The 13,751-nt window shown below is 38.4% G+C and carries 18 protein-coding genes; 16 read left to right on the top strand and 2 right to left on the bottom strand.

Features of this window, described 5'->3' with window-relative positions; translation table 11 throughout:
* The first annotated feature begins 189 nt into the window (after nt 1-189).
* The 15 genes from infA to ACQKOF_RS05665 all read left to right on the top strand — a co-directional run bounded on the left by infA (nt 190) and on the right by ACQKOF_RS05665 (nt 11,195).
* Nucleotides 190-408, top strand: coding sequence for a translation initiation factor IF-1 (infA, locus tag ACQKOF_RS05735; RefSeq protein ID WP_004233690.1), 219 nt, complete (start codon nt 190-192; stop codon nt 406-408).
* Nucleotides 409-445: 37 nt separating this feature from the next.
* Nucleotides 446-559: a 50S ribosomal protein L36 gene (gene rpmJ, locus ACQKOF_RS05730; RefSeq protein ID WP_000868344.1), complete on the top strand. Its 114-nt coding sequence runs from the start codon at nt 446-448 to the stop codon at nt 557-559.
* A 24-nt stretch (nt 560-583) separates the two neighbouring features.
* The gene (gene rpsM / locus ACQKOF_RS05725; RefSeq protein WP_049662875.1) at nt 584-949 is read left to right on the top strand and encodes a 30S ribosomal protein S13; all 366 of its coding nucleotides are present in this window, start codon (nt 584-586) and stop codon (nt 947-949) included.
* 25 nt (nt 950-974) lie between these two features.
* Nucleotides 975-1,364, top strand: coding sequence for a 30S ribosomal protein S11 (gene rpsK / locus ACQKOF_RS05720; RefSeq protein WP_053482801.1), 390 nt, complete (start codon nt 975-977; stop codon nt 1,362-1,364).
* A gap of 139 nt (nt 1,365-1,503) precedes the next feature.
* The gene (locus ACQKOF_RS05715) at nt 1,504-2,448 is read left to right on the top strand and encodes a DNA-directed RNA polymerase subunit alpha (protein WP_004233733.1); all 945 of its coding nucleotides are present in this window, start codon (nt 1,504-1,506) and stop codon (nt 2,446-2,448) included.
* Nucleotides 2,449-2,505: 57 nt separating this feature from the next.
* Nucleotides 2,506-2,886 (top strand): 50S ribosomal protein L17, encoded by a 381-nt coding sequence (rplQ, locus tag ACQKOF_RS05710; protein ID WP_012296051.1) that lies wholly within the window; start codon nt 2,506-2,508, stop codon nt 2,884-2,886.
* Between the two features lie 511 nt (nt 2,887-3,397).
* Complete coding sequence (locus ACQKOF_RS05705; RefSeq protein WP_427554526.1) at nt 3,398-4,243, top strand: energy-coupling factor ABC transporter ATP-binding protein; 846 nt, start codon at nt 3,398-3,400, stop codon at nt 4,241-4,243.
* On the top strand, nt 4,219-5,091 hold the full coding sequence (locus tag ACQKOF_RS05700) for an energy-coupling factor ABC transporter ATP-binding protein (RefSeq protein WP_427554524.1): 873 nt from the start codon (nt 4,219-4,221) through the stop codon (nt 5,089-5,091). Before ACQKOF_RS05705 ends, ACQKOF_RS05700 begins: the two co-directional genes overlap by 25 nt.
* Entirely contained in the window at nt 5,088-5,885 is a 798-nt protein-coding gene (locus ACQKOF_RS05695) for an energy-coupling factor transporter transmembrane component T family protein (protein WP_427554522.1), read from the top strand. The genes ACQKOF_RS05700 and ACQKOF_RS05695 overlap by 4 nt, the downstream gene beginning before the upstream one ends.
* A 14-nt stretch (nt 5,886-5,899) precedes the next feature.
* On the top strand, nt 5,900-6,640 hold the full coding sequence (gene truA / locus ACQKOF_RS05690; RefSeq protein WP_427554520.1) for a tRNA pseudouridine(38-40) synthase TruA: 741 nt from the start codon (nt 5,900-5,902) through the stop codon (nt 6,638-6,640).
* Between the two features lie 538 nt (nt 6,641-7,178).
* Nucleotides 7,179-7,616, top strand: coding sequence for a 50S ribosomal protein L13 (gene rplM / locus ACQKOF_RS05685; protein ID WP_049662886.1), 438 nt, complete (start codon nt 7,179-7,181; stop codon nt 7,614-7,616).
* A gap of 25 nt (nt 7,617-7,641) precedes the next feature.
* Nucleotides 7,642-8,034 carry a 30S ribosomal protein S9 gene (gene rpsI / locus ACQKOF_RS05680; protein WP_004233744.1) on the top strand — a complete coding sequence of 131 codons (393 nt, stop codon included), beginning with the start codon at nt 7,642-7,644 and terminating at the stop codon, nt 8,032-8,034.
* Nucleotides 8,035-8,224: 190 nt separating this feature from the next.
* Nucleotides 8,225-9,175, top strand: coding sequence for a DUF4822 domain-containing protein (locus tag ACQKOF_RS05675; protein ID WP_427554519.1), 951 nt, complete (start codon nt 8,225-8,227; stop codon nt 9,173-9,175).
* A 170-nt stretch (nt 9,176-9,345) separates the two neighbouring features.
* Nucleotides 9,346-10,059: an N-acetylmuramoyl-L-alanine amidase gene (locus ACQKOF_RS05670; RefSeq protein ID WP_427554517.1), complete on the top strand. Its 714-nt coding sequence runs from the start codon at nt 9,346-9,348 to the stop codon at nt 10,057-10,059.
* A gap of 71 nt (nt 10,060-10,130) precedes the next feature.
* Nucleotides 10,131-11,195, top strand: coding sequence for a P-loop NTPase (locus ACQKOF_RS05665; RefSeq protein WP_427554515.1), 1,065 nt, complete (start codon nt 10,131-10,133; stop codon nt 11,193-11,195).
* Between the two features lie 66 nt (nt 11,196-11,261).
* Here ACQKOF_RS05665 and gerD read toward each other — a convergent pair whose 3' ends face one another.
* Nucleotides 11,262-11,861: a spore germination lipoprotein GerD gene (gene gerD, locus ACQKOF_RS05660; RefSeq protein ID WP_370043860.1), complete on the bottom strand. Its 600-nt coding sequence runs from the start codon at nt 11,859-11,861 to the stop codon at nt 11,262-11,264.
* 153 nt (nt 11,862-12,014) lie between these two features.
* Here gerD and ACQKOF_RS05655 point away from each other — a divergent pair, with 153 nt between their 5' ends.
* Nucleotides 12,015-12,689, top strand: a complete 675-nt coding sequence (locus tag ACQKOF_RS05655) for a KinB-signaling pathway activation protein (protein WP_427554512.1) — start codon at nt 12,015-12,017, stop codon at nt 12,687-12,689.
* Nucleotides 12,690-12,865: 176 nt separating this feature from the next.
* Here the strand turns inward: ACQKOF_RS05655 and ACQKOF_RS05650 are convergent, their stop codons facing one another.
* Nucleotides 12,866-13,525, bottom strand: coding sequence for a hypothetical protein (locus ACQKOF_RS05650; RefSeq protein ID WP_427554510.1), 660 nt, complete (start codon nt 13,523-13,525; stop codon nt 12,866-12,868).
* Nucleotides 13,526-13,751 lie beyond the last annotated feature (226 nt).

Here is a 13,751-nt window from a genome sequence, read left to right as displayed (position 1 = left end):
GGTTCAGTCCCCTTAATGGTTCTGTATATTCCGTGGATTGTGTGAAGCGAAACCAGACGAGCGTCATTCAAACATCTCTCATACAATCCAAACATATGTTGAAACGAGGTTGCTTCTATAGTTGCAGCAGATATCCGTTTGATGTAACGATGAGAACTTTAATTTGCATATAGAGAGGAGACAGAGTAGATGGCGAAAGATGATGTAATTGAAGTCGAAGGAACAGTTGTTGAGACTTTGCCAAACGCGATGTTTAAGGTAGAATTAGAAAATGGACATGTGATTTTAGCACACGTATCTGGTAAGATTCGTATGCACTTTATCCGCATTCTACCTGGAGATAAGGTTACTATCGAGTTATCTCCTTATGATTTAACTCGCGGTCGTATCACATACCGTTTTAAATAATCTTTTGCGCTCCGGACTACTAAGGAGGTTAGGTTAGATGAAAGTGAGACCATCTGTGAAACCGATCTGCGAAAAATGTAAAGTAATTCGCCGACGCGGTAAAGTAATGGTAATCTGTGAAAATCCTAAACACAAACAAAAACAAGGATAATTCTAAAGGAGGTGCACAACGTACATGGCACGTATTGCTGGTGTTGACATTCCTCGCGACAAACGCGTGGTAATTTCATTAACTTACATTTACGGTATTGGTAAAACTACAGCTCAGAAAGTATTAGCTGACGCAGGTATTTCAGAAGATACACGCGTACGCGACTTAACTGAAGATGAGTTAAACAAAATCCGTGAACAATTAGACTCATACAAACTTGAAGGTGACTTACGTCGCGAAACTTCATTAAATATTAAACGTCTGATGGAAATCGGTTCATTCCGTGGTATCCGTCACCGTCGTGGTTTACCTGTTCGTGGCCAAAATACGAAGAACAATGCGCGTACGCGTAAAGGTCCTCGTAAAACAGTAGCGAACAAGAAAAAATAATCAGTAAAGGAGGTTCCTTCTTAACATGGCTCGTAAACAACAAACTCGTAAACGTCGTGTGAAAAAGAATATCGAATCTGGTATTGCACACATTCGTTCTACATTCAACAATACAATCGTAACGATTACAGATATGCAAGGTAACGCTGTATCTTGGTCAAGTGCTGGTGCTCTTGGTTTCCGTGGTTCACGTAAATCTACACCATTCGCTGCTCAAATGGCTGCAGAAACTGCTGCTAAAGCATCCCTTGAACATGGTCTGAAAACGTTGGAAGTAACTGTTAAAGGTCCTGGTGCAGGTCGTGAAGCTGCAATTCGTGCACTTCAAGCTGCTGGTTTAGATGTAACTGCTATTAAAGACGTTACTCCAGTTCCTCATAATGGTTGCCGCCCGCCAAAACGTCGTCGCGTGTAATGGGTGCGTCTCATATTGTATGAGAACATCATTTTTTGTACAGACTGTCTTGTGCAGATAATAAACGATACGTCAATGACGATCGAATCTATGATGGAAAGAACCTATACATTCGATGTTTTGAAGGAGGGTAAATAAAATGATCGAAATTGAAAAACCAAAGATTGAAACGGTGGAGATCAGCGAAGATTCCAAATATGGAAAGTTTGTTGTAGAACCGCTTGAACGCGGATATGGAAACACTTTGGGTAATTCTTTACGTCGTATCCTTCTGTCTTCATTACCAGGAGCTGCTGTCACTTCAATTCAAATTGACGGTGTTCTTCACGAATTCTCAACTGTAGAAGGCGTTGTAGAGGATGTAGCTTCAATTATTTTGAACGTGAAAAAACTAGCTCTTAAAATCTACTCTGACGAAGAAAAAGTTATTGAGATTGATGTAAAAGGCGATGGTACAGTTACAGCTGCTGACATTACACATGACAGTGATGTAGAAATTTTAAACCCGGATCTATATATTGCAACAATCGCTAAAAACGGTCATTTACGTATGCGTATGTACGCTCAACGCGGCCGTGGTTACACTCCTGCTGATCAAAACAAACGTGAGGATCTTCCTATCGGCGTGATCCCGATCGACTCTATTTACACTCCAGTATCACGCGTCAATTTCCAAGTGGAAAATACTCGTGTAGGTCAGTCTTCTGACTACGATAAACTTTCTCTTGATGTGTGGACAGATGGTAGCATCGGTCCGAAAGAGGCGATTTCGCTCGGAGCAAAAATTTTAACCGAGCATCTAAACATCTTCGTTGGCATGACAGATGAGGCACAAACTGCTGAAATCATGGTCGAAAAAGAAGAAGATCAAAAAGAAAAAGTTTTAGAGATGACTATCGAAGAACTTGATCTTTCTGTTCGTTCTTATAACTGCTTAAAACGCGCTGGTATTAACACAGTACTAGAACTTGCGAATAAGTCAGAAGACGACATGATGAAAGTTCGTAACCTTGGACGTAAGTCACTAGAAGAAGTAAAAGCGAAGTTAGAAGAGCTTGGTTTAGGATTACGCAAAGAAGACTAAGCGATTTAAACAAAACTTATAAGATCAGATATTTTTTTATAAAGGAGGGAAACATCCATGGGTTACAGAAAACTTGGTCGTACAAGTTCTCAACGTAAAGCGATGTTACGTGACTTAGCTACTGATTTAATCATCAACGAGCGTATCGAAACTACTGAGGCTCGCGCTAAAGAAGTACGTAAAGCTGTTGAAAAAATGATTACTTTAGGTAAACGCGGTGATTTACACGCACGCCGACAAGCTGCTGCATTCATCCGTCGTGAACTAGTAACAACTACTGATGCAGAAGGTAACGAAACAACTTCATTTGCACTTCAAAAGTTATTTGACGATGTTGCACCACGTTATGCAGAGCGTCAAGGTGGTTACACTCGTATTCTTAAAGTAGGTCCTCGTCGTGGTGACGGTGCACCTGTTGTTGTGATTGAATTAGTTTAATCATAAGAGAAGACAAGTGGTGAAGAGGGTGGAATCACCACCCTCTTTCTTTATAAACGATTTATACGACAAATAATTAAGCTGAGCGTTATGATGAGCGGACACTGTTGTGTGGCGTCTCGTTTAGCTCTCCGCACCTCATTCAGAGGGAACAGGGGCTTGAGCACCCGTGTTTCTTGAAAATGTAACGACTAGCGCATTTCTATCGAATGAGGTGCGCGCTTTTTTATTTTTTAGGGAAGTATGATAGCGCCAATTTAGTGGTGCTTTTTTTTATATTCTCGTTTTATATTAGCACTCGTCAGAATATTTGGGATGCCTCACTCCAATATTTGATGTATTCTTGAAGAAATATCCTATAAATCATATTAGTTCCTATATATTCTAAATGAAAAAATGAAAAGTGATTTTAGCACTTTTCTTTTATCGACATACTGATTGTAGTAGAATTCATACATAAAAAAGTGTAAGTTAGTTAGTAGAGCTGAGCATGTAGAGAGGAGTTCTAGAAATGCCAGAAATTTTATCATTAAATAATGTGACATTTTCATATACACCAGAAGAAAAAGGAAATCGTAATGCTGTTGAAAATGTAAGCTTTGCGGTACAGGAAGGGGAATGGATTGCCATTGTTGGCCATAACGGTTCTGGTAAATCCACCATTGCAAAGCTTATGAATGGTTTGCTTTACCCACAACAGGGTGATGTACGTATATTACGTGAACCATTAAATGAAGAAAACCTATGGGCAAGCCGCTCACAGATGGGCATGGTTTTTCAAAATCCAGACAATCAATTTGTTGGAGCGACAGTGCAGGATGATGTTGCTTTTGCTCTTGAAAATAACGGAGTACCGTTTGAAGAGATGGTAGAACGTGTACATGCAGCACTAGAACAAGTAAAAATGAGTGATTTTTTAGATCATGAGCCACATCATTTATCAGGTGGGCAAAAGCAGCGTGTTGCCATTGCAGGCGCACTCGCATTGAAGCCAAAGCTCCTTATTTTAGATGAGGCAACGTCTATGCTAGATCCCCAGGGGCGTGCTGAGGTATTACAAACAGTTCAAACTTTGCGTGCTGAAACAGGGTTAACGGTAATATCTATTACACATGATTTAGAGGAAGCAATGCTTGCAGATCGTGTTCTCTTCATGAATGATGGAAAGAAATTTGCTGAGGGTACACCTGCTGAAATTTTTGCACTTGGGGACAAGCTAGTTGAGTTTGGGCTAGACTTGCCATTTGCCATGAAGTTATCAAAGTTATTGCAAAAGGAAGGTGTTCCGTTAATGGGGCAACATATGACAGAAGAAGAGTTGGTGAATGATTTATGGACATCAAACTTCAACAAGTAAGCTATGCCTATTCACAAGGTACACCTTTTGAAAAACGTGCATTATTCGATGTAGATTTTGAAATTCCTTCACATACGTATCAGGCAATCATTGGGCATACCGGTTCCGGTAAATCGACAATTCTTCAGCATTTTAATGCACTTCTAAGACCAACTTCTGGGGAAGTATATATTGGAGATCGCATTGTTGTAGCTGGAAAAAAGGCGAAGAATTTAAAGGCTGTACGTCAAAAGGTTGGTATTGTGTTTCAATTCCCGGAGCATCAGCTATTTGAAGAAACCGTATTAAAGGATATCATGTTTGGTCCTATGAACTTTGGTGTATCAGAGCAAGAGGCTGAAGCGCGAGCAAAAGAGCTTGTAGGCTTAGTAGGCTTACCAGAGAACGTACTTGAAAAATCACCTTTTGATTTATCGGGTGGACAAATGCGCAGGGTAGCAATTGCTGGCGTTTTAGCGATGGAACCGGAAGTTATTGTTTTAGATGAACCAACTGCAGGGCTTGATCCACGCGGTCAGAAAGAGATTATGGATATGTTTTATAGGCTACACAAGGAACGTGGCCTAACGACGATACTCGTTACGCACAGTATGGAGGACGCAGCTCGTTATGCAGACAATATTGTCATTATGCATGAAGGGAAAAATGTACTAAGTGGCACACCACAAGAAATTTTCAAAGATGTAGAGACATTAAAAAATTTCCGCTTAGAACCACCTCGTATCGTACGCTTTCAACAAAAAATCGAAAAAATGATAAACAAAACCTTCTCAAAGATATGCTTAACCGAAGAAGAGCTGGCAACTGAAATTGCTCGAATGCTAAGAGAGGAGCGTGGACAGTCATGATGGAGAAAATGATATTTGGGCGCTTCCTTCCAGGGAATTCTCCAGTTCATAAGCTCGATCCACGATCAAAGCTTATATTTGTGTTTGCTTTCATTATTATTGTTTTTTTAGCAAACAACACAGTGACATATGCCTTGCTATTGGCTTTTACCTTACTTATTGTGCTAGTATCACGTATTCGTCTGTATTTTTTAATTAATGGTCTAAAGCCAGTACTTTTTTTAATGGCATTTACCTTTTTGATTCATATATTTATGACGAAAGAAGGTGCCCCAGTATTTGAGTGGAAGTTTATCACTATCTATGAAGAAGGTATCCGACAAGGGATATTTATTTCGATACGTTTCCTAGTTCTAGTGTTTATGACATCTATCTTAACGCTTACAACGTCACCGATTTCCATTACCGATGGCATTGAAGTACTGCTAAATCCATTAAAAGCTGTGAAAGTGCCTGTACATGAGTTAGCTCTGATGATGTCTATTTCATTGCGCTTTATTCCAACGTTAATGGATGAAACAGATAAAATTATGAAAGCACAAATGGCACGTGGTTCGGATTTATCTTCTGGCCTAATAAAGGATCGTATTAAAGCGGTTGTGCCATTACTGGTACCTCTCTTTGTAAGTGCTTTTAAACGAGCCGAGGATTTAGCAACAGCTATGGAAGTAAGGGGCTACCGTGGAGGCGAAGGGCGTACAAGATATCGCAAGCTAAAGTGGGATATGAGTGATACATTTTCACTTGTGTTATTAGTAGCGATGGCCGTATTACTATTCTTCTATAGAAGCTAAAAGGAGTAGGCTTTATGCGACGATTAAAAGCAATTATAAGTTATGATGGAACGCAATTTTCTGGCTATCAAGTACAGCCTGGCGAGCGCACAGTACAGGCAGAGCTTGAGCGTGTTCTAGCCATTATGCATAAAGGGGAAAAGATAAAGGTAACAGCTAGTGGACGTACAGATGCAAGGGTGCATGCAACAGGTCAAACATTGCATTTTGATTCACCACTCGCGATTCCAGTGGATAAATACATGAAGGCATTGAATGTTCAACTGCCAAGAGATATTCGGGTAATGTCGATTGAAGAAGTTGCTGCAGACTTTCATGCGCGCTACAGTGTAACAGGGAAGCGGTACCGATATATATGGTCATGTGAGCCTGTACAGAGTCCATTCCGTAGACAATACACTGTAGAGACAAATGGTGTGAAACCAAATGTTGAGGCAATGCAGGAGGCAGCAAAGGCTATTATCGGTACCCATGATTTTTCATGCTTTTGTGCAGCCAATACAAGTGTCAAAGATAAGGTGCGCACAGTAACTTCACTACAATTTGAATGGTATGGTGAAGAGCTTCATATGGTGATTGAAGGAAATGGCTTCTTATATAATATGGTACGTATTATCGCAGGCACGCTTTGGGAAGTTGGTATAGGGCGTCGTGACATTGAGAATGTGGAGTTAGTCGTTCAATCTATGAATCGCGATAAAGCAGGCAAAACTGCACCTCCTCATGGTCTGTATCTTGAGAAAGTCTTCTATTAAAAGACTCATCACCAAAAGTCTAGATGCCATTTGTTAAAACGCTATGTATATAAGTTGATTGGAGTGAAGCGGGAGAGGAACGAAGGCTAAAAGCATCACGTCCTGTGATAACACCTTCGTGACCAACATCCTTTCGCTGTCGCTTCGCTTTCGCACAAAAAACATCTGTAGCTGTCGCTATGTTAGCACTACGCTTTCGACAAAAAACATCTGTTGCCCCGACGCCCCCAGGAAAGCGCCCAGCAGGAACGGAAATCACCCCCACGTTATGGTGACGAATCATTAAGAAGTTTATAGAATTTTTGACGTGAAATATCATTGTACTTTTATAAAATTAAGGCTCATAAATGCCCTAATTTTAACAATCAATGAATCTGAACAACTTCTCCAGGTGTTTATTGAAATTGCTTGACTTTAAAAGTCATTCATTATATGATAACAGATGGTATTTTCATTACCACCACAAATAAGCCCCGAAAACTTATAGTGTAGTTTAATGAAAAATAACGGTAATCGAATCGATTAGGAGGATATATACATGCGTACAACATTCATGGCTAAAGGTCACGAAGTAGACCGTAAATGGCTAGTAGTTGATGCAGAAGGCCAAACTCTTGGACGTTTAGCTTCTGAAGTAGCTGCAATCTTACGTGGTAAACATAAACCAACATTCACACCAAACGTTGACACAGGTGATCACGTAATCATCATCAACGCTGACAAAATCCATTTAACTGGTAACAAATTAGAGGGTAAACTTTACCGTCACCATACTCAATTTGCGGGTGGTTTAAAAACTCGTACTGCTGGTGAAATGCTAGATAAGTACCCAACAAGAATGATCGAATTAGCAATTAAAGGGATGCTTCCTAAAAACTCTTTAGGTCGCAAAATGTTCACTAAACTTAACGTTTACACTGGAACAGAGCATCCACATGCTGCACAAAAACCAGAAGCTTACGAGCTTCGCGGATAATATAAATTAAGAGGAGGATATTACTTTGGCACAAGTTCAATACATCGGCACTGGTCGCCGTAAAAGCTCTGTAGCTCGCGTACGTTTAGTACCAGGTACAGGTAAAATTGTTATCAACAAACGTGAAATCGAAGAATACGTACCATTCGCTGCTTTACGTGAAGTAATTAAACAACCATTAGTAGCTACTGAAACTACAGGAAGCTATGATATCCACGTAAACGTTAACGGTGGTGGATACACTGGTCAAGCTGGTGCAGTACGTCACGGTATCGCTCGTGCTCTACTTCAAGTAGACCCAGATTTCCGTGCTGCATTAAAATCTGCTGGATTACTTACTCGTGATTCACGCATGAAAGAACGTAAAAAACCAGGTCTACGCGGCGCTCGTCGTGCACCTCAGTTCTCAAAACGTTAATATCGTTGTTATATCAACGTTTCCAAACCCTTTCTCGAATTTTCGAGAAAGGGTTTTTTTGTGCGGAAAATACTTCAATCCTAAGGCACTGCTGCTGTCTGGAATATTAATAGCAACTGTGATGTGTATTTTAGATAGAAATGGCTGATACTACTTTTAGGTTGTTTATTCTGAAAATGGAGGTCAATATATGAAAAGGCTATTAATATTATCACTGGCAGCAGTTGCACTTCTTGGCGCATGTGGTAATAAAACTGACGTAAAAAAAACTGAAGAAGTAAGAACAGGAAATAATGTAGATCAAAGACAGGTAGAAATAACAGAAGGTCAAGCGAATGCCAAAATTCTCAGTAGTACAGATTGGCAAGCCACAAAAGTTTACGATAAAAATAATAAAGATTTAACAGCAGAGAATTCAAATTTAATGGGCCTTGCGAAATATGACGGTGATTCAGGACGCTATGAATTCTTCGATCCAAATACAGCTGGAAGCATCGACGATAAAGGGATTTTCTTTATTACGAATGATGGAAAGCATAGAGTATTGATTTCAGAAACGAAAAATTATCAAGCGATTGTGGAGATTACTAAGCTAAAAAATAATATGTTTACTTATAAACAGACGGGGAAAGATGCAAATGGGAACGATGTAGAGGTATTCGTTGAGCATATTCCTTATAAGGAAAAAAACCTAACATTTACGGCACCAGATAAAACATTAAATGAATCTACAGGCTCTATTGTTAAGGACATGGATGGAGACAAAATTTTAGCTGGTACGCTTTGGCAAGGAACGGTTGTATTAGATGTAAATAAAAATGATGTAACACAATATAATACAAATTTTATTAGTATTGCGAAATATGATGCTAATACGAATAAATATGAATTTTTCAATCCTGAAACAGGTAAAAGCCGCGGTGACTATGGTTACTTTAATGTGATCAATGGAAATAAATTAAGAGCTCATGTTTCAATTGGCGACAATAAATATGGGGCTGTACTAGAAATTACTGAGCTAAATAATAAGAAATTCACATATAAAAGAACTGGTAAAGATAAAGACGGTAAGGATATAACAGTATTCGTTGAGCATGAACCTTATACAGGTAAGTTTAAACCAGAATTTACACTAAAATAAAAAATTAACGGCTTTAGTCCTTGTATTATAAAAGGATTAACGCCGTTTTATCATTATTAAAAAGTATTTTTTACAAACTCCTACTTTTAATACTTGAGAGTTTTTTTTACTTTCTGGCATAGTTCAATCACTAACTTCGTACACTATATGTAAAAGGGTGGTGGATATGGGTGAAGCGCTGGCTTGCACTAGGAGTAATTATGCTAATGAGTATAGTGGTCGTGGCATATGAAACGAATGCTTCGAACCGTAACTTCTTCTTACCGGACCCACTTGGTGGCATAAAAATTGTCATTGATGCGGGACACGGAGGTCAGGATGGAGGTGCTTCAAAGGGCGAAGTAATTGAAAAGGATATTACACTTGCAATTGCTCAGCATGTGGAGAAGCAATTAAAGAAAAAAGGCGCAACAGTCGTAATGACACGAACAAAAGATGGAGATGTTATTGATGAGCACGCGTCGTCAGAAAAGTTTGGAACATTGAGAGAACGAAAAAAGCAGGACATCTTTTTAAGAAAAGACATAGTAGAAAAAGAAAAACCGGATCTTTTTATTACAATTCATGCAAATGCCATTCCTGAAACAAAGTGGCGTGGCGCACAGGTGTTTTATCATAAAGAAGGACATGCTGAAAGTGAATTACTAGCAAAGAGCATTCAAGATTCCATTCGTGCTAATTTGAAAAATACTGATCGGGAAGCAATGTCTATAAAACAAATTTATTTACTGAAAAAAGCTGAGGTACCTGCTGCACTAGTAGAAACAGGGTTTATAAGTAATGATGAGGAACGCGCACTATTAACCGATAAGAAATACCAAGAAAAAATGGGAGATGCCATTGTTGAAGGTATAGAAGAGTATTTATTAGCTAAAATTGAATAGAGCAACTACACAACGTAAATCAAGTCATTATGATATACTAACATTGAGATAATATAAGGGGAGTGTTCGTCGTGATAAATGAACAACAAGTACGAGAAATACTAGAACAACTACAAGATCCATTTTTACATAAATCATTTGCAGAAACAGACGGTATTATAAATGTAGCGATAAAAGAAGAGAAGAATCATGTCAGTGTAAAAATTGCGATTGCTAAAACAAATACACCTGAACAATTACAGCTACAAATGAAAATTGTTGAAGTTTTGAAGGAAGCGGGTGCAAATACAGTTGGTATTCGTTTCGAAGAGCTGTCAGCAGAAAAACTACAGAGCTTCCGTGGCGTAGCAACTGAGGCTGAGGCGCAAGATATTTTATCTCCACTTAGCACAGTACAAGTTATTTCAATTGCCTCTGGTAAAGGCGGTGTAGGGAAATCTACAGTATCAGTTAACTTAGCTGTTGCATTAGCGCGTTTAGGTAAGAAGGTTGGCTTAATTGATGCGGATATTTATGGATTCAGTGTGCCTGATATGATGGGTGTTACAGATATGCCTAAAGTGGTAGATAATCGAATTTTCCCTGTTGATCGTTTAGGTGTGAAAATGATTTCAATGGGCTTCTTTGTTGAAAATAACGCACCGATTGTATGGCGTGGACCAATGTTAGGTAAAGTGTTAGATCAGTTCTTCCGTGATGTAGAATGGGGTGAACTAGACTATCTACTATTGGATTTACCACCAGGTACAGGTGACGTTGCATTAGATATCCACCAAATGCTTCCTTCATCAAAAGAAATTGTCGTAACAACACCACATCCAACAGCAGCGTTCGTTGCAGCTCGTGCAGGTGCGATGGCTTTACAAACAGACCATGAAATTTTAGGTGTTATTGAAAATATGGCATGGTATGAATCGAAATCAGGTGACCGTGAATTCGTATTCGGTCAAGGTGGAGGTCCAAAGTTAGCAGAAGAACTACGTACAGAGCTACTTGGTCAAATTCCTCTTGGTCAGCCTGACTGGTCAGAAGAAGATTTTGCACCTTCTGTTTATGCTGAAAAACACACAACAGGACAAATTTATTTAGATATCGCGACGAACATCATTAATAAATTAAATAAATTAAATAAATAAATGAATGAATAATGAAAACGGATTTCCTCGAACAATGGAGGAAATCCGTTTTTCATATGTGAGTGGTTACTCAGAGCCTTTTTGCTCATTACCTTCACCGCCGCCGCCAGCTTCTTTTTTACCGCCGCCAGCTTTACCTGTCTCGCCACCGCTCTTCCTAATAAGCTCCTGCCATTTTGTTTGCATAAGCGGACTTTCAATCGTTTCCTTGACGATTTCCTCCGTTTGTTTTCTCATATTGGAGGATTTTAGAATAGTCTCTAACTGCTTTTGCATATCTGGCTGGCCAAAGAAAGCCTCCATATCTTTTTGGAAAGAGGGGTCTTTTATTAATTCCTTCATAATATCCTGTTGTTGCTTTTGCATACTTTTAGCTACAGTTTCCTTAAACTTTGGATCTTCGAATGTTTTCTTCCAAAAGTCTTCTGCTTCTTTTGAAAGCAAGGTAGCTTCGGTAGCTTTCTTCACTTCATCATGCTCCAAAACTAATAATTCACGGAAACTTGGTTCCTCTAAAAGCTTTCGCAACGCCTTTTTACCATCCTCGGTTTGTAAAGAGTCGATCATTATTTTTTTTATTTCATCATAGGACATGGTAGAGGCTTTATCTTGTGAACAGGCAGAAAGAAAAAGCATTAGGATTAGTAGTAAGAAGAATTTTCGCATCAATCATCAGTCCTTTCTATAAATAGACTCTTTCAATTATTGTTCACATTTATGATGACTTTATGTATTGGTTACGATGAGAAATAGCTTTTTTAACAATGCATTGTTAAAATAAGTACAGATGTATATTGAGAAATTGGGGGACTTTTAGTTGTGACGATACGAAATTGGGCAAAGTTTTTCTTCTTTGCAATGCTCGTTGGTGGCGCAGTCAACGGAATTTGCAGTTTATTTATTCGATGGGATTTCTTTCAACCATACATAACAAACGGTCACTGGGGTGAATTTTTGGCCGGGCTTTTATGGATGGTTTTCTTAGGATTTACAATGAGTGTTATTGCACAAGCGGGCTTTTTTGCTTATTTAACGCTTCATCAAGTGGGAGTTAATATTTTTAGAACACTTACATTATGGAATTGGGTACAGCTGTTATTAATTGCTTTTACTATTTTTGATATTATATTCTTCCGCTTTATACCAGGTGTAAAAGATGGACAAAGCTGGTTGTTCTATGTTGGTTTGTTAATTGTATTACTATTAGGTGCTATATTAACAGCCATTCAAAAAGTGAAATTAACAGGAAAAAAACATGTTTTCATTTCGGCATTATTTTTTATGATTGTTGTTACGACACTGGAATGGACAATTGCATTAATGGGTCGCGATGAAAATATTAACGAGTATGTTGCATTACTACTATTCCCACTACTCGCTGTAAACGCTTATCAATTATTAGTATTACCAAAATATAATGCAAAATCCGAAGAAGATCGTCAAAGATTAGAAGCACGCCGTAAAGCGCGTCGTGAACAAGCTAAAAATGCATAATAATTAACAAAAGAAGTTGCCTCTATTAGTTGGAGGCAACTTCTTTGTTATCCCGGGATTAACGGGCGTGCAGTAATTGCCGAAAGTCTGGGAGATCAACTGTCCGTAAAAGCTCGATTGGTGAAGACTAATAATCAGTGGGGATGAAGAAAACCCCCACTGATTAAAGTTTCACTTTATGGTGATTTTTTAGTTTGAACTTTATAGCCGAATATATTTTCCTCAATCGACATAAATTTATTTTGTTGTAGAAATGTATTCAGCTCTTTAATCGAGATTTTATTATTTTGGTGTAAAGAGATAAAAACAAAATCTCCCTTTTGTAATTTAGGTGTTTTTTCACCTTTCCAGATTAGAGAGGGAGAAAGTATATTCATCTGCTGTTGAAATAAGTTATTTTGTAAATCCTGCGAATACTGGTGATTTTGTGTTGCAAACCAAAGTGGGGTTTCTTGAAAATGCTTTTCGTAAGTATTAATATCTTTTTGAACGACGGCAAGATCAATCGGCTTATCTACGGAATCCTCAGGCCCTAATAATCCTGTAGGTAGTTTTCGTTCTTGAATGACTTTTAGGTGCTCGGGTGAACGTTCAATCCATGCAGCATCTAACAAAAGAAGCGGATAAGGTTCTTTTATAGTTTTAAGCCAATTCAACAGGGTTTCATCAGAGAAAGAAATTTCGACAATAAGTGATGTACCATAATGTCCTTTTGTTACAACTGCTGGAGCATCAGCGATATTAAATACAGAAATCATAGTAGAATTTATCGGCTTTATAAAGACAAATAGTATTACGATGAAAATCAGTGAAATCAACGTTTTACGAACCATCATAACAACCTCGTTTCTATATTTTTAAACAAAAAAATAAAGTTCTTAAAAAAACTTATGATTTAGTGTTGACTTTCATGAATAATCGATGTTATTATGTATAAGTCGCCAAGAGGTGACGCAGTAAACGAAAAAATGAACCTTGAAAACTGAACAAGCAAAACGTAATCAATAAAGTTTTTAGTAACTAACCTTGAGTTGGTGAACGAAACAAAATTTTGGACATCAA

This window comes from Lysinibacillus sp. NPDC093190 (assembly GCF_050280425.1).
Taxonomy (GTDB): domain Bacteria; phylum Bacillota; class Bacilli; order Bacillales_A; family Planococcaceae; genus Lysinibacillus.
This window is presented reverse-complemented; position numbering and strand designations above follow the sequence as displayed.

Bases quoted from the DNA above. Each gene is read 5' to 3' on its own strand.
- infA (WP_004233690.1), top strand. From the start codon at position 190: ATGGCGAAAGATGATGTAATTGAAGTCGAAGGAACAGTTGTTGAGACT.
- rpmJ (WP_000868344.1), top strand. From the start codon at position 446: ATGAAAGTGAGACCATCTGTGAAACCGATCTGCGAAAAATGTAAAGTA.
- ACQKOF_RS05695 (WP_427554522.1), top strand. From the start codon at position 5,088: ATGATGGAGAAAATGATATTTGGGCGCTTCCTTCCAGGGAATTCTCCA.
- truA (WP_427554520.1), top strand. From the start codon at position 5,900: ATGCGACGATTAAAAGCAATTATAAGTTATGATGGAACGCAATTTTCT.
- rplQ (WP_012296051.1), top strand. From the start codon at position 2,506: ATGGGTTACAGAAAACTTGGTCGTACAAGTTCTCAACGTAAAGCGATG.
- rpsM (WP_049662875.1), top strand. From the start codon at position 584: ATGGCACGTATTGCTGGTGTTGACATTCCTCGCGACAAACGCGTGGTA.
- ACQKOF_RS05705 (WP_427554526.1), top strand. From the start codon at position 3,398: ATGCCAGAAATTTTATCATTAAATAATGTGACATTTTCATATACACCA.
- rpsK (WP_053482801.1), top strand. From the start codon at position 975: ATGGCTCGTAAACAACAAACTCGTAAACGTCGTGTGAAAAAGAATATC.
- rplM (WP_049662886.1), top strand. From the start codon at position 7,179: ATGCGTACAACATTCATGGCTAAAGGTCACGAAGTAGACCGTAAATGG.
- ACQKOF_RS05715 (WP_004233733.1), top strand. From the start codon at position 1,504: ATGATCGAAATTGAAAAACCAAAGATTGAAACGGTGGAGATCAGCGAA.
- gerD (WP_370043860.1), bottom strand. From the start codon at position 11,861: ATGCGAAAATTCTTCTTACTACTAATCCTAATGCTTTTTCTTTCTGCC.
- ACQKOF_RS05675 (WP_427554519.1), top strand. From the start codon at position 8,225: ATGAAAAGGCTATTAATATTATCACTGGCAGCAGTTGCACTTCTTGGC.
- ACQKOF_RS05650 (WP_427554510.1), bottom strand. From the start codon at position 13,525: ATGATGGTTCGTAAAACGTTGATTTCACTGATTTTCATCGTAATACTA.
- ACQKOF_RS05700 (WP_427554524.1), top strand. From the start codon at position 4,219: ATGGACATCAAACTTCAACAAGTAAGCTATGCCTATTCACAAGGTACA.